Below are 21,709 nucleotides of genomic sequence, written 5' to 3'. Positions count from 1 at the left end.
TATGGAAGCTTCTGATCTACATTTTATGTACCCTTCAGATTTGGTAACCCCAAAAACACCAATTTGGAGCTTGCCTTCACTTCCACCTCCTGATGACTGGTTTTTATCGATTGATACAAATGGAGCTAATTTATCTAAGTATGGGGATGACTATTGGGACTATTCAGCTTTTGGTTATTCCGGCTTTAATTTTGGCATGCATAACTTATCTAATAAAAATTTAAAGCTTGCTAAGATTGTTTTAATAACGGTAATTTATCATCCAAGGCTTTTTCCAGGAAAAATAATTAGCTGCAAACAAACCTTTATGTTACTTATAAAAATAGCAAAGGTTTGTGATATACATGGGATCTTGATCTCTGAATTGTCCAGGTTTCCACGTCTTCATGCATCTGTTTCAGATGCTCTTCAACGTGCGGATTATATTTCAGATATAAAGCTATTGCATAAATTAAGACTATATTCGGATTTGATTGGTTTTGAAATTGCTGATGAAAAAACACTGGCTTTTCTATCAGCAAAGGCTAGAAAAAGAGAAATTGTTCAGCATGCATATATTCCTCCAAGAATTTGGAGTTACTCTATAAAACGTTTAAATCAAATTCTAGATGAGTTTCATGAAATTCAAAGTTCTGTTGGAACTGCATTTAATTGGCTTTCAGATGCCTATAGACATAACTCATTAATAAAATCTATACCGTCTAATTATATTAGTCCAGTTGCAAAAATTGATAAAAACGATATTTCTAAAGTACAAAAGTTAATTTCTGAAGGCCGTATTGAATATGATGGGACTGCTTATAAGTTTTTAACTGACTATAATATAATGGCCCAAATTGAAAAATGGACTAAACCCACTAGAGTTACAATGTCCGTTTTTTCAGGGTATCTTAGTTTTATCCGTGACACTGCGCTGTTCTTCATCGCAAGTTTTTCAATTCAGAGACAATCAGAAGTAATCTCATTGCGTTCGGATTGTTTTTTGACGGAAAAAGATGATCGACTTGGAGATATATTTCTACTCGTTGGAGAAACAACCAAAACTGAGCAGGATAATGATGCTCGGTGGGTGGTTCCAGAAACAGTTAAGAAAGCTGTTGATATAGCTGCATTTATTTCTAAATTACGTTCTAGGCATCATAAAGAAATGAAGCATAACGAGTCAATTCCCCTTGCTCTTATTGGGCGTGAACCTTGGGCATTAGGTACAGGAAATAGCCAAAGAGCTGCCAAGAAACACATTTGCTACACCTCTTACTTAAGAAGTTTTCCCCATGTATTTGAACAAGAAGAGATTATGGTAACGAAAAGTGACTGGGAGATAGCTCTATCCCTTACTCCTAATTTAGGTAATCGTGACGAGTTTGGAATTGGTAAGCCTTGGCACTTTAGTGCACATCAATTGCGGCGAACTTCAGGAGTAAACATGTTCTCTTCTCAAAAGGTTTCTGTTGATAGCCTACAATGGAGCATGAAACATCATAGCCGAGCTATGACCCTGTATTATGGCAAAAATCATACTAATTTAAGACTGAATTCAGAGGTAGAGACAGCTCTAATAGTAGAGTCTTATCGTTCGGTAAGTAGGCAGTTAGTGCAATTGGTAAAGAATAGTACTGAGTTTGTGCGACCTCATTCTAAAGGTTCTAGCTCAAATGAAATTATAAATCTTATAGAGGAAAATGATGAAAAGAAGCTAACGCAACTTATAAAAAAAGGTAGCATAAACTGTCGACGCACTTTACTGGGTTTTTGTATGAAATCTGGGGCTTGTGAGTATGGTGGTATTGAATCAATATCAAAGTGTGCAGGCACTCTTGATACAGGGATATGTCAGGACGCTATATTTGATCGTAAAAACGAGTCTCGACTTTCAAAACTTAAATCTATGTATGAAGAAGAAATTAGTGATTTCGATACTGAAGAGCTTCGTCTTAAGGCATTGCAGCATGAAATTAAAGCTATTGAGGTCTACTTGAATGTCATTAAACAATAGTGAAACTGCCGAGGAAATGTTTCGGGACGCATTTGAGCGCTTAAAAATTAATAAGCCACTATTTATAGATAAAGGGTCAAAAATCACTCAAAATAATATTGCAAGAGAGGCAGGAAGAGATCCTTCTGCTTTGAAAAAAAGCAGATACCCCCTTCTCGTTCTTGAAATTCAAGCCTATATTAATTCAATTGAATGTGACTCTCTTAAAGTAAAGAAGACTAAAGATGCTAGAGTTCGATCTCTCAAGGATAGAATGTCTGATTGTAGAAAGCAGCGCGATAAATTGGCTTCAATAGTTGAAGCACAAAATTTCTATATTGAAGAGCTACTTGATGACATCGAGCGCTTAAAATTAGAAAATGTAGTTCAACTAAAGTAGATTTTTGACGGTTTCTGATTGATATTTTAAAATTTTTAGATTCGAAAATGGAGAAAAAATATTTTTATAGAACGATTGAAAATTTGGGGAAGCTCAAAACCATGGTTTTGGAAGCTACGAAAAATTTCGGGTAATATTAGCTTTGCCTACGAAAAAAACGCTTACAAGAGTCGTGTTTCATTTATTAAATCAAAGGAAAACGCCAACATTTTAGGGTCTTTTGCATTCGTGGGAGTGAGAAGTCTTCTTGGTGTTATTTTTTTCTTAGCGGTTTTGATATCTGCAGAATATTATATTAGAAGTAATTTTCCATTGTGGCTTCCAGCAATAACTCCTGATGAAAAAAAATTTAATATAGAACAACTTAGGCTGTATTCTCAATTATTAACGGCTATTTTTTCTATTTATTTTGCAACTATTGGGATTATAATAAGTGCAGGGTACACAAAACTTCGACGGGATATTATTTTAATGCTTACCAGCGAACAGGTTGGAAGTGTATATTCTACTGTTTTGGTTTTTTCTGCGATATTCTGTTTAACTGCTTCAGCTTTACCTACCTTTAATTTTGAACTTGGGTTGTTTGTCTATATTACTGGAACATTTTTGACTTTACTTAGTACTTTGGCTTTGTTTCCACTAGGTCAACGACTTTTTAATTTTTTTGATCTCAATCAGCTAATTAGTTCAGAGATACTTCTAAAAATAAAAAATGATATAGCAGGAGTAGTGGAAAGAAAAAATTCTAATTCATTAGCTAACCATTATTTTAAGCAAGCTCATAAATCTTTAGAGCAGTTTTCATATATTAATGAGTGTCTTATATCTAAGAATGAGGGTTTAAAAAACAACCTATCAGCATTGACTGATATTTATATGTATTTGCTTCTACATTACCTTCTGGTGAAACGGAAAATCGATCAAGACAGCTATTGGTTTCCAAGAAAAAAATCTCATCAGCAATGGTTTTTTGCAGGTGATACAGTAACTTCTATGGCAATTAATACGAAGAGCCAACAACCATTGATAAAGGAAAAAATTGACTATCAATGGGTTGAAAATGAGATCATAAGTAAATTAACAAACCATATCGATCTTGCATTTCAAATTGGTGACTTGGATCTTTCATTAAAGCTAATAACTCGTTTCTCTGATCGAGTTTCTGTTTATACAACACAGTTTCAATTTGAAACCGGTATGCGAGAACTTAAAAAAATCAAAGAAATTATTGAACTCAGTTTCTCCTCATCGAATTCCGTGACAGATCATGACACATCTAAAATAAAGATGACTATAGCGGATACTTGGGCAGCGTTAGGGAGTAATCTCTGCTTAGGAACTCTACGCCAAATAATGACATTTGATGGAGAACTAAAAAACTTTTTTGAGATAGACGAGTGGAATAAACAAAGTCTTCGTCGCTTACCTCCATTCCTACAAATAGAACTCGACTTTATCGTTAAGCGAATTGAGTTTGAGTATGAAATTGAAGGGGCTCGTCAATCTAAACCTAAATACCTCCAACAACTTACAGTCCAAATATTGTTGCAGTACTACGCAAGAATCCTGCCTATGATATGCGACTTTTATCAGAATCTTATTCCGAATTTTGTACATACGCTTAAAAAGCAAGGAATGAAAGAGGCCGCAACTCAAGTTGATTTAGCAAGCTTGCATAGCCATTGGAAATTACCTAACTGGTTAGGTGACATCAATGAACTCATAGAGAGATATAAAGAGTATGAATACTATGCAGAAGATCACTATAAGCTACCTGATATAAACGTTCTTGAAATGATCCAGCAACTTAATACTGCAAGAGAGAGTGCAATATATAACCTTAGTGATGTTGCTATGGTTGGTCATATATTTCAACCACACCTAAGCGATGAGTCGCCAGATCACTTTGGACAAATCTACTTTGAACTAGCTGAAGAATGTATAAATGCTCTTGAAAAAAATGATGTAAATAAATTAGATAAAATATTTCCGACGCTAATGAAGCTTGCATTTATTGCAGCGGATCTCAGGTTTGTTGACCCTAATTTGAAGGTAAATGATAAATACCGCTTTCATCTTATTTCAACTGTGATCAACGACCTTGCTTCAATCTTAGGCTTTTCTATTTTATATGGAGCATACTTCGATAATGAGAAATTGTCAGAGCATGTTCTTACTGAATTTGAGTCTTGGGTTGGAAGCATTAGTGATAAACAACAATACTTAAAACGAATGTTGTTTTTTTCCGATTCACGGAATGTGGACTGGGATGCATCTCCTCGAAGTATGATTAGAATTAATTGGAAACAATCGTTTGAAAACCGAGTAAGAAATGATGGGTTTGAAAGTCAATTGAGGTTTGGCAATGCCAAACAGCATAAAAATAAAATAGTGAGAGTATTTCTTCAATCACATTCTGATGCATCACATCTCTTTTTTGCTGTACAAGTTGTACCGCAAATCGAGGTCATTGACTCTAATATGGATCGTAACATAACCGATCTTGCTCGATACTTACTTGAAGGCGATGGTTAGGTTTAGCATGATAAAATTTAGGATTAACCCTCTACCCCCGCATAACTTTTATGATTTAGAAATTGAGTTAGTTGATAGGATTTTCTATAAACAACAGCAGAAGAGAATTGGTTTCTACCGAAGAATGTTTGATGAAGATTTTTCTAGGTTATTCCATCACTCAAATAATCGAAGTAGTAATCTATTTAACATATCGTCAAATGATGATGAGTTTATGAAAACGATTTTTGGCAATATTCACACTCGACGCACAGCCCATCAAATTGATGAGACAATACTTGAATTAGTAACAGACATAGCTCAATCGTTAATTTGGTATGGAAAAGCTTGTTACATTCTACAACAGGATGTTGACACTAATAAAATTCACACAGTTTCGTTTAGCTCAGAAGGTGTCATAAGTTTCTTTGGTAAATATATTCAGTGGGTTCCTCGGCGAAGGAACAGGCATAATGACCAGTTGTTTCCTAGAGAAATACGCGTTTTAGATTCAAAGAAAGTGATGTGCTTCGACATGCCTATACCAATCAAACACCTGTTATCAGAACAAAATAGAACTTTGGTTGTTCTTGATCAGCACCAATCTAGTGAAATCAAATTCCTCACTCAGGCTCAAGGTGATAGTCCTAGCTCGATCAACTATTTTAACTTCAGTGAATGGAATGACATACAAGAGTTGGCTCTTTATCGTGCCACAAAAGATACTGGTTGGAATTGTAGGAAATATGACTCATCAAAGCGCTCAGATTTCTTCGATTGCCACCGCTTGATACGGTTTCGAAGAAACCAACTAATGTTGAGAGACCAAATTCTGAATCAACTTAGCAATGAACTTTCGAGGGTTGGTAAAGTTTATAATCCTAAATTTTCTATCAATATATCGAGCTCTGATGAATTGCCAAGTATCGCGTTTCTAAACGAACTAGAGGTGAGGTTGGAGCGTGAAGACGTAAGTTTTGACGACATTATCGACTACTGTAATCGGCACTGAATGGCGGCTTTAATTATAACTGAGAATTAATTTAGGCTTCCACTACTGTGTAGTCGACTCCCTAGACTTTACTAAATACCCATTAACGTTAAACTCTAGTTAATTAAGCTGATTTAATAAAGTTACTTAAGGAGGTTATGTTCAGGATGGAACTACCAAAAAATAGATCGGAAGCATTGAATTTCTTGGCCTCAAAGAAGGTCAAAGTTCACTTAGATAAGATAAGTGCTACAGAAAGGGATAAAGTATTTAAAAAACTGGATCGTTTAGCGGCCATAGTGGGCCGTCATCTGTATCAGAGTTTGATGGCCCGAGTGATAGAGCAGACAAAAAAAACAGCCATCCCTCCTCTAGACAGAGGTCTTTTGATCTACCCAGAGTTGACATCCTTCGGAGTTGGCACACTGAGGAGCCAGCTGCCTTTTGCCTATCTTTATATTCTATCTTTGAAACATTATCATCCAGCAAAAGTTGATGAGAGGTTAATGCATAAGATCGATCAAAATTTAGACCTTATTTTCTCTCTTTCAGCATCTATTATGGCTGTAGAAGGTCATCAAACGTACAATAGAATGGAGCCGTTTGTGGGCTATTATGGAATGCACCGAAAATTAGAAGAAATCGCTATAAAAGATAGTATCTTCAATCCTGTGCAATATAATTATAGCAACGGCAAGAAGATGGTACATGGTCTATTTGGTAAAGAGGTGATCAATCAGATTACCGAGGGGCTACAAGTTAAGCTAGACCTGAGTATTTATATCGATATTTTTGATCATCTGCATGCATGGAATACTTATGAAATGAGTGATGATGTCAATCAAAGTATCATGCAAGCTCTTGAAGGCCAATATGACCAAATAGAAATTATTAAATCCGTAGAGGTTCTTACCAACGACATAAACCAAAAATCAACCTCACCATATGATTCCAATTTTTACTCTCTACTGAACAAGCCATTCATAAAAGGCCCTAGTGGAAATGCTGCTTATCCGACTTCCTTTTTTCATATTGTAGGCTTCATAAAATTTCTTCAGAGTGAATTAAAACGTCAGCTAGAACATGGGAGGATATCCATTCGGAAACAGAATGCTTTGAAGGGCGAGATTGCAGAAAGGTTCATCGAAAATGAGCTTCGAAGTAGCAACATTAATTTTCATCATAGTGCCACTTACACTATTAATAAAAATACCCAAAGTCATCTTAGAGAGTTTGGAATTAAGGCGACCCAAGGAGAATGCGATTTCATTATTGAGTCTTCTTCTTGTATTGTGTTTGTTGAACTGAAGACTAAGGAATTGGTTTCAGAGTCAAGGTCTGGTAATCAATCCTCAACGCTTGAGGATATCACCTATTCGTTTCTACATTCACAGAAGCAGTGTCTTGTCCATGAGTATGTGCTGCTAGACCAGAGCCACATAATGTTTAGTGATAACTATCAACTTGAGCATAGGGGGCGTGACATTTTAAGGGTATCACTAAGCGTTATGGACTATGGCACTGTGTCTGACCTCACTAATATTAATAGGATAGTCTATGATATGGCTTTCAGCGCTGATGATGGACATCTAGAAAGAGCTAGCGAGAACACTGATCAAAACGAGTTACTGAAAAAGATAAATGATTATAGAAGTATATGTAGAGCGCATGAAGAAAAACTCAACATCAATACTTCCAAGAAGCCTTTTATGCAAAGGTGTTTTACTTGGAATTCTTTGTTTTTAAACACAGATCAATTGTTAGAGTTACTCTATTATTATGCGGATACAGAAAAATTTGTACAGGCTTTATATAGATCCTCTAGAACTGGGAATTTCAGTCAGAATTGGTTAATAGCGTTCCATAATACAAGAAAACTCTTTAAATGAAACTATTAGAGAAAAGAGCATGTGTCTTTAATACACCTAGTACCAGCTGACACATGGAAGTTGTGATAAGGATTGAAAATGCCTTTAAAAGCTATTTTGGATGGTCTTTATATACAGGCATTCAATTTCAAAAAATGCGACTGGGATAAGCTAAAAAGGTCGTATAAAAACAGTTCTATGAAGGTTGCGTATATGGCGGGTTCCTATAAATAATACGAAATTATTTTCGATTTAAATGAAGACATTGTCAGTTCATTTAAGCCTGTCTGTTTCAATAGATCGTGATCATTACTCAAGATAAAATCATCAAGGTTAGTTTCTGGTGTTAAAACGTCGTCTCTGTAAGAGTCTCGACTACCACCATTTTTTGAGTTTGGAGTGTCTATACTATTCAGCAATTCTTCTGTTTTTTGGTAGTTGTAAGTGCCCGGAATTGCTTTATTTAGCCGGTCTGCGAACTCTACCAAGTTTGGCTCTGCCAACATATACATATTAGCGACAGGTGACTGATCTTTGGTCATTCGAATGATGCGCCCAATGATCTGACGAAAGTAAAGTTCGGTGGTAACATCAGTAAGACTACAACAAACTTGCAACCTTGGTATATCCGTCCCTTCGCTGATCATGGCGATACTGATGATCCATTCGCTGTTGTCTTTGCGGAAACGTTTAATAAGCTCTGGTGAGTCGTCATGCCTATAGGAAACTAAAGTAGACTTTTTATTGAAGTGGTCCAATAGAATCGATTGAATCTGTAAAGCATGTTCGTATGAAGATGCGACTATTAAACCGCCAGCACTAAATGATTTCTTTCTAAGAGCATTCAGCTGATTAACGCTTAATGACAGTAAGTGCTTGATGACTTCAGGGTGTCTGATTACAGTTTGATAGCTCACTTCACCTTCGCTTAGCAATGACTGCAAGCTAGTGTAGGTTTCAAATTTATCTAATCCTTTCACTGTTACTTTTTCAATATCAATTACGGTAATTTGAGGCCTCCGACAGACCTTATCTTTTATTGCATCAACAAGATTATACGAGTAGTCACAGATAATGTTACCTTCTGGATCTGAGTATTTAGCGAATGAAATAGGGAGCGTATCAGTGCGCCAAGGTGTGCCAGTAAGTGATAACGTATAAGTTGCTAAATGTTGTATCGTAGATAAAAGCTGCAACCCCCATGCATTAGCTGGAGAGTTTCCGTCGCCCGCACAGTGGTGTATTTCATCAAAAATGATCAAGACTCTAGTGGCCGCAAGATCATTGATTAGTTCAGTTGAGTTGCTAAGTGAATGATAAGTACGTGATGCTCCGATTGCTCCAAGTCTGCCATTAAACTTTCGCTTCAATGTTTTCTCAAATGTTTCTTCGATGCTCAGTGAAACGATTCGAGAAGGAGAAAAACATACTACATAGTCGATATCGCCATTGTTAATAAGATCTTTTGCAATATGTGCTGCAAGCACGGTTTTACCCGCACCAGGTGAAGCCAATACCAGGAATTGAGAGCGTTTCTTAAAAGATGTCACTGCTTGATATAGACACTGTTCTTGCCATGCTCTAAGCATTACACACTCTCCTCAGATTGAGTTGATTTAATGATTTTTTTTATGGCGTTTAATCGGCCGTAGAATTTTGTCGCTTTTTCTCTCGACTCATTAAGTAATTGCGCAATAGCTGGTCGCTTATGTGGAAACAGTCCTAAATATTCCTGATAAGCATCAATCTCTCCCAATAGTAGTTTTAATTCAGCATTAGCTTTCTTTTCTTCATTCAGAAGATGCACTTCATTTGAGCTTTGACTTGTATCTATAGTTTCTTCGCCTGACGGCTCACGAGCGCTTCTGTTTAGCATTAAAATCAATTCAGAAGTTAGGTGGTAGGTTCGAGCGTTACGCTCTCCACTGGCATTTAGAAGACCTTCAGATGTTAGTCTGCTAACGTTCCTTGCTACCAGCCTCGTTGATTGGGCTATATCTAGCTTTGTTGTACTGGATGCTAATTGAATGAGTTCTTTTCGTCTGATGCTAGTTCCTTCCATGTGTTGCAAGAGCTCTTTGAACCGTTTATTCAAAGAAAATGGTTTAGATGTCATGTTTGTGTCTCAAAAAACTATAAAACTTAGGATTGCTAAGTATACAGAAATAAGTAAAACTTAGACAATCTAAGTACATGAGACTTTAAAGATGAAACTATTTTGTCAGATAACCCTATACCACTACGGCTTAAACAAGCTCGTAATAAAATCGGTATATCCCAGAAAGAGCTTGGGATAAAAATCGGTATGGACGAAAGCTCTGCCAGCGGCCGTATGAACCACTATGAAAAGGGGCGGCATGCTCCTGACATCGAAACGTTGAGAAAAATTGCTCAAGAACTCAACGTCCCTTTGAACTATTTTTTATGTGAAGATGATCTAAGTGCTGAATTGGCGTGTTTAGTATTTCGTTTGGATGACACAGCTAAAAAAACATTAATCACTGAGCTTGAGAAGATGGAACGCTTAGAGATGGAAGCGGTTGTAGAGCAACGTGAAAAATTACCTGAGGTTACTATAGATATCAAAGAATTGTAGTTGCAATCTCCTATGAAACCGTTTTGAAATTGATACCTACGGGAACAGCACTTTAATAGCATTTCCTAATAGATAGTAAGGGAGTCGGTACAAGAGAGCCGTATATTGGGCATTGACTCATTTAGTTTATCTTGAATAATTGAGAATACTCCAACAGAGCAGGCCATTAGCAATAAAAATATCCCAGCTGAGAGTAATATATACCACTCACTCTCTAGTCAGCAGTTCTTTTAACTGATTAGCTATGTAATCTAAAGAGTCGATTACGCCATCCATCACGAAATCAAGTGCTTTCCCATACCCACTCCTAAGGTTGGCTGTATCAAAGCCTAGCTTTTGCAGTGTTGAAATGCATTTTTCTATCGCGTCATGAGCATCAGCTATTCTTAGGTCATTATTTAAAAAAAGTGGGGCTAAATTAACGTTTGAATCATCCCAAGCTTCGGGTTCTGCTTGAGATGGAAAATCATGAACTGATTCAAATTGACCGTTTAAGTATTCTAGCCTATTTAACAAGGCTTGAATAAGTTTTAGGCTCCCAAGACTTCCTATTTTACTTCGTGGGCAGCCAGCGTTAATGAGCAGGGATTTGAGGTGTCCATTTGGGATTTTTTGTATTAACTCGTGGATATTTTTACAGCGTGCTAAAAACATTTGTTGGGTCATGTCGATGGGAGCCACTTGAGCCAGACGCCCTAACGAGGGATATTTGAGCCATCCGTTATCCTCAATTTCTTTTCGACTGAACCCCGTTAGCTCTTCTGTTGTTTGAGCCAAACCTATCGTATCTCCAAGCTTAGAGAGACCATCGCCTAAATTTAGTAATGCTTCTAATAATCGTTGTACTTTATTGACAATATGTTCTTCCGCTAAATCGATATGTTCCAAATTCTCTGGGGCGATAACATGCTCGTATGCATGAGTGATTTCACGATCTGGTTTAGCCTTATAGAGCTCTCTCATAGGAACTTTTATTAAATTCCTACCAACCCGCTGGCATTCAGTGAAGCACCATTGCCCTCCGTAAGAAGGATCACAGTTCCATTGGCCCCAGGCTTGATAAGGGGTAGTATCGTAAAAATTACTTTGTTCGTATTTTTCTAAAAACTTGTCATCAAGATAAACTGGATTATGGTGCTGAATTATGGAATCAGCTCTGTCATGAGTCATTGGTCTTTGCTCGCCAGGCCATACCAGTGTTTCTGCATTTTGCTCTGGACATAATTCGGGATATACCGCTTCTACAGATGCCCAAAGCTGTAAAAGGAGCCCCTGTTTATGTTCACGAATGTCTAATTCAAACCACTTTACACCTTTGATAGGTTTTAAATTGATATGAGATTTACCTTTCATGACTTCTCGAATGTGAACGGTATCTTGAATATGCACTTGATAGAAAAAAACTCGAACACCTCGAGCTCCTCTTAACCACAAATATCGCCTTAAATATTCATTAGACATTCGCCAGCATACATTTCTTTTAAGAGAGCCATGGTAGCTAGTAGATATTTCACCATCTGCCACATCAGGTTCAGGAAGACCTAAGTCATCGTAAATTAGGCGTTGTTCATCATTACCAACACAGCGTGGTGATAAACCAAGAGCCATCCAGACTTTTTCAGACAGACTATACGAATAAAAAGAGCTTCCTCCCCATGCAGCAACAATGTAATCGTGACTTGATATAGATGGTATAAAGTTGCTTATACAGCCGATGGCATCTTCAACTGGAACTGAATACTCCACAACGCCATTATCAGCTTCTCTCAAAGTCTCGAGTGGTTGACTTGTTATTCCGTTCACAACTGCCATTTGAAGGTGAAGGTGCTCAGCATTTGGGCCGTATTGATCATTCTCTTGCATTGCAGCAACCTCTACTCTTACATTTGCTGATAGATCAACAGGAGTTAGGAGCTCACGAAGCTTTGTAGGAAGGTGCTCTTCAGGTATAGGAAATGCAGAAAGGTAATCGAATTTCATTTTATAGCCTATTTTGTGACAACATTGAAACCTAGTATGAAGTGGTCAACTCGTTGTATTTTCAAAATTGTAGGAGCAAGATACACAGAGGTTAAATTTCATCTTATGGGATATAAGTATCCCTAGAAAAAATCGTAATTGTTTTTGCCCCGCGTGAGAGTGCAACATATAAATTGTTTGCATTCATACCATTAGCTTGAGCATCCAAAATCATACAATGATCTGCTTCAAGACCTTTGAGTAAAAGAGTTGATCCAATAGCTCTATTTGGTATCCGTTTATCTCCCTGATGGCGCAGGCGTTCTCTTACTGAGGATGCTGCTTCAAATACACTTATTGTTGGCGAAGTTATGGCTATAGACACAGACTCTTTAAGCGCATCGAATGCATTTTTTCGATAAACACGAGTACCAGTTTTTAATTCGAGTTTTAGCATAGCTTCTAAGATATTAGACCTTGAACTGTCAGTAGCTACATCACAAAGTGCTTTCTCAATATTAGTAGCTGGAGTCCTATTTCGACCGTTGAGAATACTTTTTACTCGTTGTAATGTGGCTGTCTTTTCGACATTGGTCATCATTGTGCTAACAACGTCTAGAATAATAGCTGTAAGATCTAATCCTATTTTGTTATCGAGTTGAATAGCTGCTTTAGTTATGTCTGTAAGTTGGACAGGCTCAATGACTTCAATTCGTGAGCTTCCTTGAGCATAGTTATGCCTTGATTGATTGTTTATTGAGCTTCCAATGACTAATAAAGAATCTTCTGGATAGCTATTTAAGATAGAGTGTTGAAAGTTATACTGATTAGTTCTATCCGTTTGGTGTATGTTATTCAGTGGGTGCCATATTACGTGGGCAGGACAAGTTTGTAGATCAACCCTTGCCCCTAGCTTGAGGCTTTCTCTTGCTGCAAGTACCCATTCCCCAAGAGCGGGTGCTCCAGCATTTATCCAGCGCCATGGAGTATTTAATTCACCTATAAGTGGGAAATGCTTTAAAACTTCACCGTTCCAATTGGGCATTGGCCCCGCAAAGTTAAAAATACATTGCATTGGGTCTCCAAAAATAACAGTTGGGAGTACTGCAGAAAGAGAGGCGATGAGGTTATGCTGGTTAACATCGCAGTCTTGATACTCGTCGACAAGCAGCCTTGAATAAGATGCTTGAATGATGTCGCTAATGCCGCCTGAACTGAGCAACGTCAAGACAGATTGTCTTAGCTCTGGATAGAACTGCCCAGGGTTTTCTGGTGATGAATGAGTAGGGCAGCTATTTGGGAAACTATTAGCTATACGAAGAGCCCACCCATCAATAGTTGTAACAATGTAATGTTTTGTTGGTACTGACAACTTCCGAAGTCTTTTTTTTAATGCACTAACTCCAGCAGTTGTGTGTGTGAGTACTAAAATTGGCTTAGAATTTTGTATTAATAGTACCTCCGTTATCAAATGGGTTTTGCCACAACCTGCTGGAGCGACTATCGCTCCTCTCTCATTATTCAGAACGGCTTCCACATTCATCGAATATCCCCATTATCATTTACCCAATCTAGCATTTTTTTGAGGATACTTTGAAAATGGTTATTAAATAATGACTGATTGGGAGCCACAACAGATCTGATAACTGTTTCTGACTTTTCTATGTTTTTAAACCATTTATAGTGGCCAGCAGCAAGGGCTAAAGGCATCCTCATTTCTTCATGCGGTGTAGATAGGCATGTTGATAAATCATACTGGTTATTCGATTTATTTTTAATATGCTGATCGACTTCCTGTGGCCCATTCAATTCAGAAGCAGCTTTTACAAGAAGTGATAAAAGATCTACTCTACACCAGTTGAAAATAGCACCTTCGGTAGACATTCCGTGTTCCCATTCAAACACAGTGACGCCCGCACTTCTGCATTGCTCTGTTTGTGCTTGATGCGCAGGAGTATTTATATCGGAATCCTTAAGCAAGGCGACTGGGTAACCTAAGCTTGCAAATACCTTTGCTCTTTGAAAATAATTATCTCCGCCGCCGCCATCAGTACAAAAACCGCCTTTAGACTGAATTCCAAGTTGTTGGGAGTCTTGTAGATAAAGGTCTAAACCTCGAACAAAACCCACTTCAGTGCTCCCTTCACCTACAATTATTGCTTTGCTGAAAAATGCTTCAGCACAAGCCCTTAGTGTAGCTTGTTGATGGTCCTCACCTTGAAGGCTATATATTCTATGAGAAGAAGGGCATAGTGGTAATTCAAAAGACTGGGTTGCTAAAGACAGCTTCCTTACGACATGAAGCTGGTTAGCTTTCAGTTCTCTAAGAACATAAGGTGAGTGAGTAGTGATGAATACTTGCTTCTTTGATTCAGCACCTTTTGAACCTAACTCATTAAGAAGTCTAGTAATACGATATGGTTCAAGACCATATTCAGCTTCATCTACAAGAAGAATATTCGAACTACTAGCTGCTTTTTGTAGACCGCTAATTAGAAGGCGTGAAGATCCTGTTCCTAATTGTCTTAGGGGGGTGCCGTCATTATTATGAAGGCTTATAGCACCATTGGATAGGGATATTCCGTTTACATCGAGTAGAGCACTAAGTTGTCCAACTGACACACCAAGCCCATTAGCTATTTGGTGGGCTTGAGTTAGAACATCTGAGATTCCTTGTACTTGTTGTGCTGCAAAGGCTTGACGAGTTTCTCTTCCCAGTTGGGCTAAGATAGAAGATACATCTAATGTATCTTCTGAAAGCTTGTTAAGCACTGATCGATTTCCCCACGCAAGGTTTTGATGGGAGGTTGTACCAAGCCGAGCTGGCGACAATAGCTCTCTATGCTTCCAAGGGAGCCGACGTTCTAAATCATCTGCTTCTGCCCTGTCCGAATACAAGCTCCAATCAGGAGCTAAATCAGCGTCAACATAAAGCTTGAGGGTAAGAACGGTTTCTGCGCCTTGTGGCTCGTCTGTTATGACTTTAGTTTCGGGATTGAAACCTCTGAGAAAAAAACCATAACGTTCTATATTTTTTAATTCTTCATGAAGCTCACCAATTGTGACTGTAATAATTAGTGGCGATGATGTATCTAGTTGATAGAAGTCTGCATCATTAAATGAGTATGAATGCCGTGCTCCTAGGGCAAGATCTATAGCATCTAGAATTGTAGATTTGCCTGAGTCCCCTGGCCCTATTAGACAATTAAGGCCTGGTTTTGGATGCCAAGATAGCCGTTTAATTGCTCTAAAGTTTTGTATTTCTATGTGACGAATTACCGACATATCAAATCCTTTTAAATTAGAAGTTATTAGTCAACATTAACCCTATGTTGTATACCATTTAAAACTCCTTACGAGTAAATAGCTAATACATTTAGGTATTTACTCGTAAGGAGTTTTAGTAGCAGATTTTGTGCTGCATCAAAAAATATTATGAATATTCGGGCTCGTACTTATGGTTTTTTACTCCAATTTAACGCGTAGGAATAATGATGACTGTTATTGTTGCAAGATCGAAAGTGATCAGAAAGAAACTATGGACATAGAATCGCTTATTTTTGTGTTTTTAGAAACATATCCATGGACATTAACAAGAGCGGTTAAAGTCAGTTATATCAAGAGAAAATTAACGTCCATGGTTGGTATACTCGCATTTAATGTGTAGGAGAACACAGAGACTATGGTGGCAAGCGCCGCCTAGTGTTGACCCTGCAAGGGGATTAAGTCTTAAAGATGCATGACAGAAAAACTACCCACGAATTGATTTTCGCGGGTAGCTTTTTTATAGGTTAGTTCACCACAATTTTTTGCTGTTTGGACTGGCCTTCTTCTACCGCTTGGTTAGCACTTTGCGCTAACTCATCTATGGTTTCGCCATCTTCAGGGAAGGTGGCTAAACCTACACAGAAATCCGCCGGATCAGCATTGCCTTCAAACAGCGTTGAGCATTCATCTGAGGTGGGCACTATGATATTCATTAGCAGTTTTTGGGCATCTTTAATGCTGGTGTTCGGTAACAGTAGCAATAATTTATCTGCCTCCACTCGGGCTAATACGTCAGCCTCGCGAATCTTTTTATAGATGTGTCGAGCAGACGTTAAGATGGCGATGTTGCGTTCTTCTAAAGGTAAGCCTGATAAACGTTGATTCGCATCCAAATGGATTTTCGCCATGCTCAAAGGTGTGTACTGGCGTTTTGCCAACCCCAATTGTTTTTTGAAATGGGTGAGGGCGGCGGCTCGAGTCAGTAGGCCTGTTAATTCATCAAAGGTCGCTTGGTTGCGTAGATGCTCTTCCAGTTCTTTCTGGTGACTAATGTCCACCACAAAACCAATGATTTTCTTAATATCACCGTCGGTGGAGCGAGTATAAGTACGACCCCGTTCTTTTACCCACAGATACTCTTGATTGCTACGACGGATACGGTATTCCACTTCATAATAGTCTTTGTTCTCAGCGACATGTTGATTCACAAGGTTTGCTAATCGACGAACATCATCTGGGTGAACAAGATTGTGCCACTCTACTGTAGATCGTGGTGTTTGATCTTGTGGACAACCGAGTAATAATGCAATGGATTCAGAGCAGGCGGTAAGATCGGAATCTGTCTCCCAAATCCACAGACCTGCAGAGGACTCAGACAAAGCAAATTGCAGTAATGTGTTTTCAGCCGCTGCTAAATCCATGTGATCCGAGCTGTATACACAGCTTAGAATGCTATCTCCTTGTAGTTGGAAAGTTAGCTGCATGTGAACGGTCTTATCACCCACTCGAACATTACATTCACAGCGTTGAAGCGAGCCATCCGCTATTTTTTGACTTAATGTCGGCCATGGAGTTTCATCTTTACTAAGGGTATGCCAATCGTTACCCGGAGCAGTATTACGGTTTTCAAAAATCAGCGCGAAATTACGGTTGAAGGCACGGATTTGTCCTGTACTGCGATCAATAATGAAAGCAGGTGTCGGCATATTTTGAAACGCTAATTCGAAGTGGTTTTCCATGGGTACGCTCCTTTGTACGTGTTCTTACTCTGGTGTTATCCAGCGTATTTGATGGCTAGCACTGTTGTCTTCGGCCAGAATGCTTTTTAAGATCGGCAAGCATTCGTTACTTTCTTGTTCCAGAGTCCAAGGCGGGTTGACGATAATCATGCCGCTGCCAGCCATGCCTCTTTCTTTCTCTGTATCTCGGATGCAAAGTTCCACCAGCAGAACATTACGGATCTGGGTGTTTTTGACATCACGAATCAAATCGTCAGCTTGTTGGCGGCCCAGTACCGGGTACCAGATGGCATAAGTGCCTTGAGGGAAGCGTTGATGCCCATCTTTTAAAGCTTGAACCACATACTGATAGTCTTTTTTTACTTCATAAGGAGGGTCCATCAAAGTAAAACCACGCTTCTGTGGCGGTGGTAACATGGCTTTTACGGCAGAAAAACCATTGTCTTTGACGACGTTCGCTTTACGCTTGTTAGGAAACAAGGCCGCTAACACAGGATAATCATTTGGGTGCAGTTCACAAAGGTGTAATTTGTCTTTTTTGCGTAAATAATAGTCAACAACTTTAGGGCTACCCGGATAAAGCTGCAATGTGCCATCTGGGTTCATTTCCCTAACAATGTCTAAAAACTCGTCGATCGGCTCTGGCAAGTTGTCTTCATCTAATAGTCGTGAAATACCAGATTGGAACTCTTTGTTTTTCTGAGCTTGCTCAGAGTCCAACGCATATTGGCCAATCCCTGCATGAGTATCTAGATAGAAGAAAGGAGCTTCCTTTTTGACTAGATGACGACAGATTTGGCTGACGATTAAATGTTTTAAAATATCTGCGTGATTGCCCGCATGATAAATGTGCCGATAGCTAAGCATGTTGTGTCCTGTAATGAATGAAAAAGGTCGCAATGAAACATGCGACCTTTTGCGGTACTGTAAAATATCTTGTTACTTTTTGGAATTAATCCAATTGATCTAAATCACGAACCGCGCCCTTATCGGCACTGGTCGCAAAGTGTGCGTACACTTTAAGTGCTGGCGATACTTTACGTGGACGTTCTTTTTCAGGTTTCCAAGCATCACGACCTTTCGCTTCCATTGCGGCACGACGAGTAGCAAGCTCTTCATCGCTTAGCAATACATCGATGGTACGGTTTGGAATATCGATACGGATGATGTCTCCATTTTCAACCAAACCAATGGCACCACCGGCGCCGGCTTCTGGAGAAACGTGGCCGATAGACAGGCCAGATGTACCACCAGAGAAACGTCCGTCGGTTAATAGAGCACAGTCTTTTCCTAAACCTTTAGACTTAATGTAAGAGGTTGGGTAGAGCATTTCTTGCATGCCTGGTCCGCCTTTCGGTCCTTCGTAACGAACAATCACGACATCACCAGCCACCACTTTGTCTTCAAGGATATTAGACACAGCTTCATCCTGAGACTCGGTAATGTGCGCAGGACCTTCAAAAACTAGGCAGGACTCATCAACACCGGCACTTTTCACCACACAGCCATCTAGGGCGATGTTACCATAAAGAACCGCTAGACCACCTTCCAGCGAGAAAGCGTTTTCAATAGAGCGGAAACAGCCTTCCGCGCGGTCGCCATCCAGAGAAGGCCAGCGAGTTGATTGGCTGAACGCTGTTTGCGTTGGAATACCAGCAGGGCCCGCTTTATAAAACTCGATCACTTCAGGCGTTGGTGAACGCATGATGTCCCAAGTTTCTAGGGCTTCTTCCATTGTTTGAGAGTGAATGGTGTGCACTTGGTTATGCAATAGACCCGCACGATCAATTTCACCGAGCAAACCAAAGATACCACCGGCGCGGTGCACATCTTCAATGTGGTATTTAGGCGAGTTAGGGGCAACCTTACATAGTTGAGGCACTTTACGAGACAAACGGTCGATGTCAGTTAGTGTGAAATCGACACCTGCTTCGCGGGCAATGGCCAGCAAGTGAAGGATGGTATTCGTTGAACCACCCATCGCGATGTCGAGTGTCATCGCATTTTCAAAAGCTTCAAAAGACGCAATGGCGCGTGGCGCCCACTGAGGCTCGTTTTGATCATAGAAGCGTTTCGTAATATCAACAATGCGTTGGCCTGCTTCAAGGAACAAACGGTGGCGGTCAGAGTGGGTCGCTAGAGTCGTACCGTTACCCGGTAAACTTAAACCAAGCGCTTCAGTTAGACAGTTCATAGAGTTTGCAGTGAACATGCCAGAGCAAGAGCCACAAGTTGGGCAAGCAGAACGCTCGTATTCGGCAACTTTTTCATCCGAAGCGGTTGGGTCTGCCGCGATCACCATGGCATCTACTAGGTCTAGTTTGTTTTCTGAAAGCTTAGTTTTACCTGCTTCCATAGGCCCACCAGAGACGAAGATAACAGGGATATTTAAGCGCATCGCCGCCATCAACATTCCTGGTGTGATTTTGTCACAGTTGGAAATACAAACCAGTGCGTCCGCACAGTGAGCATTTACCATGTATTCAACGGAGTCTGCGATCAGATCACGAGAAGGCAAGCTGTACAGCATACCGTCATGGCCCATTGCAATACCATCATCTACCGCAATTGTGTTGAACTCTTTTGCCACACCACCGGACTTCTCAATTTCACGGCAAACTAACTGACCTAGATCTTTAAGGTGTACATGACCTGGAACAAATTGCGTAAAAGAGTTTGCGACGGCAATAATAGGTTTATGAAAGTCATCGTCTTTCATACCGGTCGCACGCCATAGAGCGCGAGCGCCGGCCATGTTACGGCCTGAAGTTGTAGTCTTGGAGCGGTAGTCTGGCATCGGTTTCCCCACAAATTATTTTTGCTTTATATAGACGAAGCATGTTAACAAGTTTAAGGCTTCTGCCCAATGGCAATTTGATCACAATAGGCCACAATTACAAAAATCACATTTTAAAAGTGAAATAGACATGACCATAAACTCAAGTAATGCCTCATATACCGCTATGGCGTTAGCCCGTCAGCCAATTGTTGATAGTCGCTTGGCAGTCATGGGGTATGAGTTGCTGTATCGAAAAACAGCCAATTCATTGAGTGCAGATATCATTGATGATGTAAGCGCTACGTCTCAGGTTATGTCGGCGGCTTTATTTGGCGTGGGATTAGGTAATTTGGTTGGGGCGCATCTCGCCTTTATTAAACTTCCTCGGGCTTATTTGTTAGAACCTACTGGCATTCCCTTTGACAAAGACAACGTGGTGATTGAAGTGTTGGCTGATGCGCAATTTGATCCTATTTTATTGGCCGCTTTAAGGCGCTGGTCGGCAGCGGGCTACCGGATTGCGTTAAGTGGTTTTGTCTTTGAAAGTAAGCTGGTGCCTTTTGTTCAATTAGCAGATTTTATTAAACTGGATATGCGTGTATTAGACCAAGAAGGGATACATCAGCAGGTGGAATCTCTTCGTGGCTTTAACGTAAAAATCATTGCCGAGAAAGTGGAAACTTGGGATGAGTATCAGTTTTGTCGAGTATTGGACGTGACTTTATTTCAGGGCTATTTTTTTGAAAAGCCAGAAGTGCTGGCGAGCAAAAGTTCTAAGGTCAATCACACCACCTTGCTGCAACTCATGGCGTCTTTAATGCAAAGCGCTAGCCTGAGCATTGATGAGCTTGAAAGGATTGTTAGCCAAGATGCCATGTTAGTGCATAAGTTGTTGCGCTACCTGAACTCTCCTGTTACCGGTTTAGTGGCGACAATCGACTCTGTTCGACTGGCTATTATGTTAATTGGTGCCGACCGACTCAAAGCCATTACCAATATGTTGTTGATGTCTGAAATGGTCGGCGACAGACCCGTTTTGCTCGAACAAACCATGGTACGAGCAAAACATATGGAGCTGTTTGCCGAGCGTTGTGGTTATGGGAATGAAGACAAATTCTTTCTCGCGGGCATGTTGTCTATGATAGATGCCTGTCTGGGGATGACGTTGGAAGACATTTTAGAGGAGTTGCCTTTACCCAGTGAATATATCTCTGCCATCGTCAATCGAACAGGGCGAGTTGGAGGAACTTTAGCGCATATCGAAAGCTACGCCACTCTGGGCCATGGTGTTATGGATGAAGACGCTGAGATTCTTAGTGAAACCTACATCGAAGCGGTGCAATGGGCGGACGAAGTGGTCGCTTGTTTCTAGCCATTGTAAGTTGTTTGAAATATTTTCGGTGAGCTGTGTAGGTGGATTCCTACGAGGCCGTAGGAAATGCCTTTGAGTGCTGTGGCTAACTGGATTCTTATGTTGTGGTTGTCTATTAAGCTATTGAATTTTATATGGTTTTTGTTGTTTTTGGGCTGCGTGTTAAAAGTTGCGTGCGAATTATTTTCTGTTAAATTAGAACCATCTTAATGAGGCACAGGGAAATGCTTCAGTAAAGCCTACAAACAG

General features: G+C 39.7%; 15 protein-coding genes. 7 read left to right on the top strand and 8 right to left on the bottom strand.

From position 1 onward, the window contains the following. Position 1: 1 nt before the first annotated feature. From ABJF92_RS14725 to ABJF92_RS14705, 5 genes are all read left to right on the top strand, one after another. Positions 2–1,996: a hypothetical protein gene (locus tag ABJF92_RS14725; RefSeq protein WP_446816534.1), complete on the top strand. Its 1,995-nt coding sequence runs from the start codon at positions 2–4 to the stop codon at positions 1,994–1,996. Next, positions 1,980–2,375 carry a hypothetical protein gene (locus ABJF92_RS14720; protein ID WP_446816533.1) on the top strand — a complete coding sequence of 132 codons (396 nt, stop codon included), beginning with the start codon at positions 1,980–1,982 and terminating at the stop codon, positions 2,373–2,375. Before ABJF92_RS14725 ends, ABJF92_RS14720 begins: the two co-directional genes overlap by 17 nt. A 75-nt stretch (positions 2,376–2,450) precedes the next feature. After that, positions 2,451–4,910 (top strand): hypothetical protein, encoded by a 2,460-nt coding sequence (locus ABJF92_RS14715; RefSeq protein ID WP_446816532.1) that lies wholly within the window; start codon positions 2,451–2,453, stop codon positions 4,908–4,910. A gap of 124 nt (positions 4,911–5,034) precedes the next feature. Next, positions 5,035–5,901 (top strand): hypothetical protein, encoded by an 867-nt coding sequence (locus ABJF92_RS14710; RefSeq protein WP_446816531.1) that lies wholly within the window; start codon positions 5,035–5,037, stop codon positions 5,899–5,901. A 146-nt stretch (positions 5,902–6,047) separates the two neighbouring features. Then, positions 6,048–7,769 (top strand): hypothetical protein, encoded by a 1,722-nt coding sequence (locus tag ABJF92_RS14705; protein WP_446816530.1) that lies wholly within the window; start codon positions 6,048–6,050, stop codon positions 7,767–7,769. A 203-nt stretch (positions 7,770–7,972) separates the two neighbouring features. Here ABJF92_RS14705 and ABJF92_RS14700 read toward each other — a convergent pair whose 3' ends face one another. Together ABJF92_RS14700 and ABJF92_RS14695 are read right to left on the bottom strand one after the other, a co-directional pair. Beyond that, entirely contained in the window at positions 7,973–9,337 is a 1,365-nt protein-coding gene (locus ABJF92_RS14700; protein WP_446816529.1) for a DEAD/DEAH box helicase, read from the bottom strand. Then, complete coding sequence (locus ABJF92_RS14695) at positions 9,337–9,864, bottom strand: hypothetical protein (RefSeq protein WP_446816528.1); 528 nt, start codon at positions 9,862–9,864, stop codon at positions 9,337–9,339. The genes ABJF92_RS14700 and ABJF92_RS14695 overlap by 1 nt, the downstream gene beginning before the upstream one ends. Positions 9,865–9,966: 102 nt before the next feature. Between ABJF92_RS14695 and ABJF92_RS14690 the strand changes: the two genes are divergently transcribed. Further along, positions 9,967–10,344 carry a helix-turn-helix domain-containing protein gene (locus ABJF92_RS14690; protein ID WP_446816527.1) on the top strand — a complete coding sequence of 126 codons (378 nt, stop codon included), beginning with the start codon at positions 9,967–9,969 and terminating at the stop codon, positions 10,342–10,344. 207 nt (positions 10,345–10,551) lie between these two features. On the opposite strand, the gene ABJF92_RS14685 is transcribed toward ABJF92_RS14690, so the two are convergent. The 6 genes from ABJF92_RS14685 to ilvD form a co-directional block, all read right to left on the bottom strand. Then, positions 10,552–12,324, bottom strand: coding sequence for a hypothetical protein (locus ABJF92_RS14685; protein ID WP_446816526.1), 1,773 nt, complete (start codon positions 12,322–12,324; stop codon positions 10,552–10,554). 103 nt (positions 12,325–12,427) lie between these two features. Continuing rightward, positions 12,428–13,846 carry a UvrD-helicase domain-containing protein gene (locus ABJF92_RS14680; RefSeq protein ID WP_446816525.1) on the bottom strand — a complete coding sequence of 473 codons (1,419 nt, stop codon included), beginning with the start codon at positions 13,844–13,846 and terminating at the stop codon, positions 12,428–12,430. Continuing rightward, positions 13,843–15,588, bottom strand: a complete 1,746-nt coding sequence (locus tag ABJF92_RS14675; RefSeq protein ID WP_446816524.1) for an ATP-dependent nuclease — start codon at positions 15,586–15,588, stop codon at positions 13,843–13,845. The genes ABJF92_RS14680 and ABJF92_RS14675 overlap by 4 nt, the downstream gene beginning before the upstream one ends. Before the next feature lie 506 nt (positions 15,589–16,094). Then, positions 16,095–17,309 carry a PAS domain-containing protein gene (locus ABJF92_RS14670; RefSeq protein ID WP_446816523.1) on the bottom strand — a complete coding sequence of 405 codons (1,215 nt, stop codon included), beginning with the start codon at positions 17,307–17,309 and terminating at the stop codon, positions 16,095–16,097. A gap of 24 nt (positions 17,310–17,333) precedes the next feature. After that, positions 17,334–18,176 carry a 23S rRNA (adenine(2030)-N(6))-methyltransferase RlmJ gene (locus tag ABJF92_RS14665; protein ID WP_446816522.1) on the bottom strand — a complete coding sequence of 281 codons (843 nt, stop codon included), beginning with the start codon at positions 18,174–18,176 and terminating at the stop codon, positions 17,334–17,336. An 85-nt stretch (positions 18,177–18,261) separates the two neighbouring features. Then, complete coding sequence (gene ilvD / locus ABJF92_RS14660; protein ID WP_446816521.1) at positions 18,262–20,106, bottom strand: dihydroxy-acid dehydratase; 1,845 nt, start codon at positions 20,104–20,106, stop codon at positions 18,262–18,264. A 130-nt stretch (positions 20,107–20,236) separates the two neighbouring features. Between ilvD and ABJF92_RS14655 the strand changes: the two genes are divergently transcribed. After that, entirely contained in the window at positions 20,237–21,460 is a 1,224-nt protein-coding gene (locus ABJF92_RS14655) for an EAL and HDOD domain-containing protein (protein WP_446816520.1), read from the top strand. Positions 21,461–21,709 lie beyond the last annotated feature (249 nt).

This window comes from Marinomonas sp. (assembly GCF_039940335.1).
In the GTDB taxonomy this organism is placed as follows: Bacteria; Pseudomonadota; Gammaproteobacteria; order Pseudomonadales; family Marinomonadaceae; genus Marinomonas.
The sequence above is the reverse complement of the archived record's forward strand: the minus strand, read 5'-3'. Positions and strand labels throughout refer to the sequence as shown.

Bases quoted from the DNA above. Each gene is read 5' to 3' on its own strand.
- ABJF92_RS14725 (WP_446816534.1), top strand. From the start codon at position 2: ATGGAAGCTTCTGATCTACATTTTATGTACCCTTCAGATTTGGTAACC.
- ABJF92_RS14720 (WP_446816533.1), top strand. From the start codon at position 1,980: ATGTCATTAAACAATAGTGAAACTGCCGAGGAAATGTTTCGGGACGCA.
- ABJF92_RS14710 (WP_446816531.1), top strand. From the start codon at position 5,035: ATGTTTGATGAAGATTTTTCTAGGTTATTCCATCACTCAAATAATCGA.
- ABJF92_RS14705 (WP_446816530.1), top strand. From the start codon at position 6,048: ATGGAACTACCAAAAAATAGATCGGAAGCATTGAATTTCTTGGCCTCA.
- ABJF92_RS14700 (WP_446816529.1), bottom strand. From the start codon at position 9,337: ATGCTTAGAGCATGGCAAGAACAGTGTCTATATCAAGCAGTGACATCT.
- ABJF92_RS14695 (WP_446816528.1), bottom strand. From the start codon at position 9,864: ATGACATCTAAACCATTTTCTTTGAATAAACGGTTCAAAGAGCTCTTG.
- ABJF92_RS14685 (WP_446816526.1), bottom strand. From the start codon at position 12,324: ATGAAATTCGATTACCTTTCTGCATTTCCTATACCTGAAGAGCACCTT.
- ABJF92_RS14680 (WP_446816525.1), bottom strand. From the start codon at position 13,846: ATGAATGTGGAAGCCGTTCTGAATAATGAGAGAGGAGCGATAGTCGCT.
- ABJF92_RS14675 (WP_446816524.1), bottom strand. From the start codon at position 15,588: ATGTCGGTAATTCGTCACATAGAAATACAAAACTTTAGAGCAATTAAA.
- ABJF92_RS14670 (WP_446816523.1), bottom strand. From the start codon at position 17,309: ATGGAAAACCACTTCGAATTAGCGTTTCAAAATATGCCGACACCTGCT.
- ABJF92_RS14665 (WP_446816522.1), bottom strand. From the start codon at position 18,176: ATGCTTAGCTATCGGCACATTTATCATGCGGGCAATCACGCAGATATT.
- ilvD (WP_446816521.1), bottom strand. From the start codon at position 20,106: ATGCCAGACTACCGCTCCAAGACTACAACTTCAGGCCGTAACATGGCC.
- ABJF92_RS14655 (WP_446816520.1), top strand. From the start codon at position 20,237: ATGACCATAAACTCAAGTAATGCCTCATATACCGCTATGGCGTTAGCC.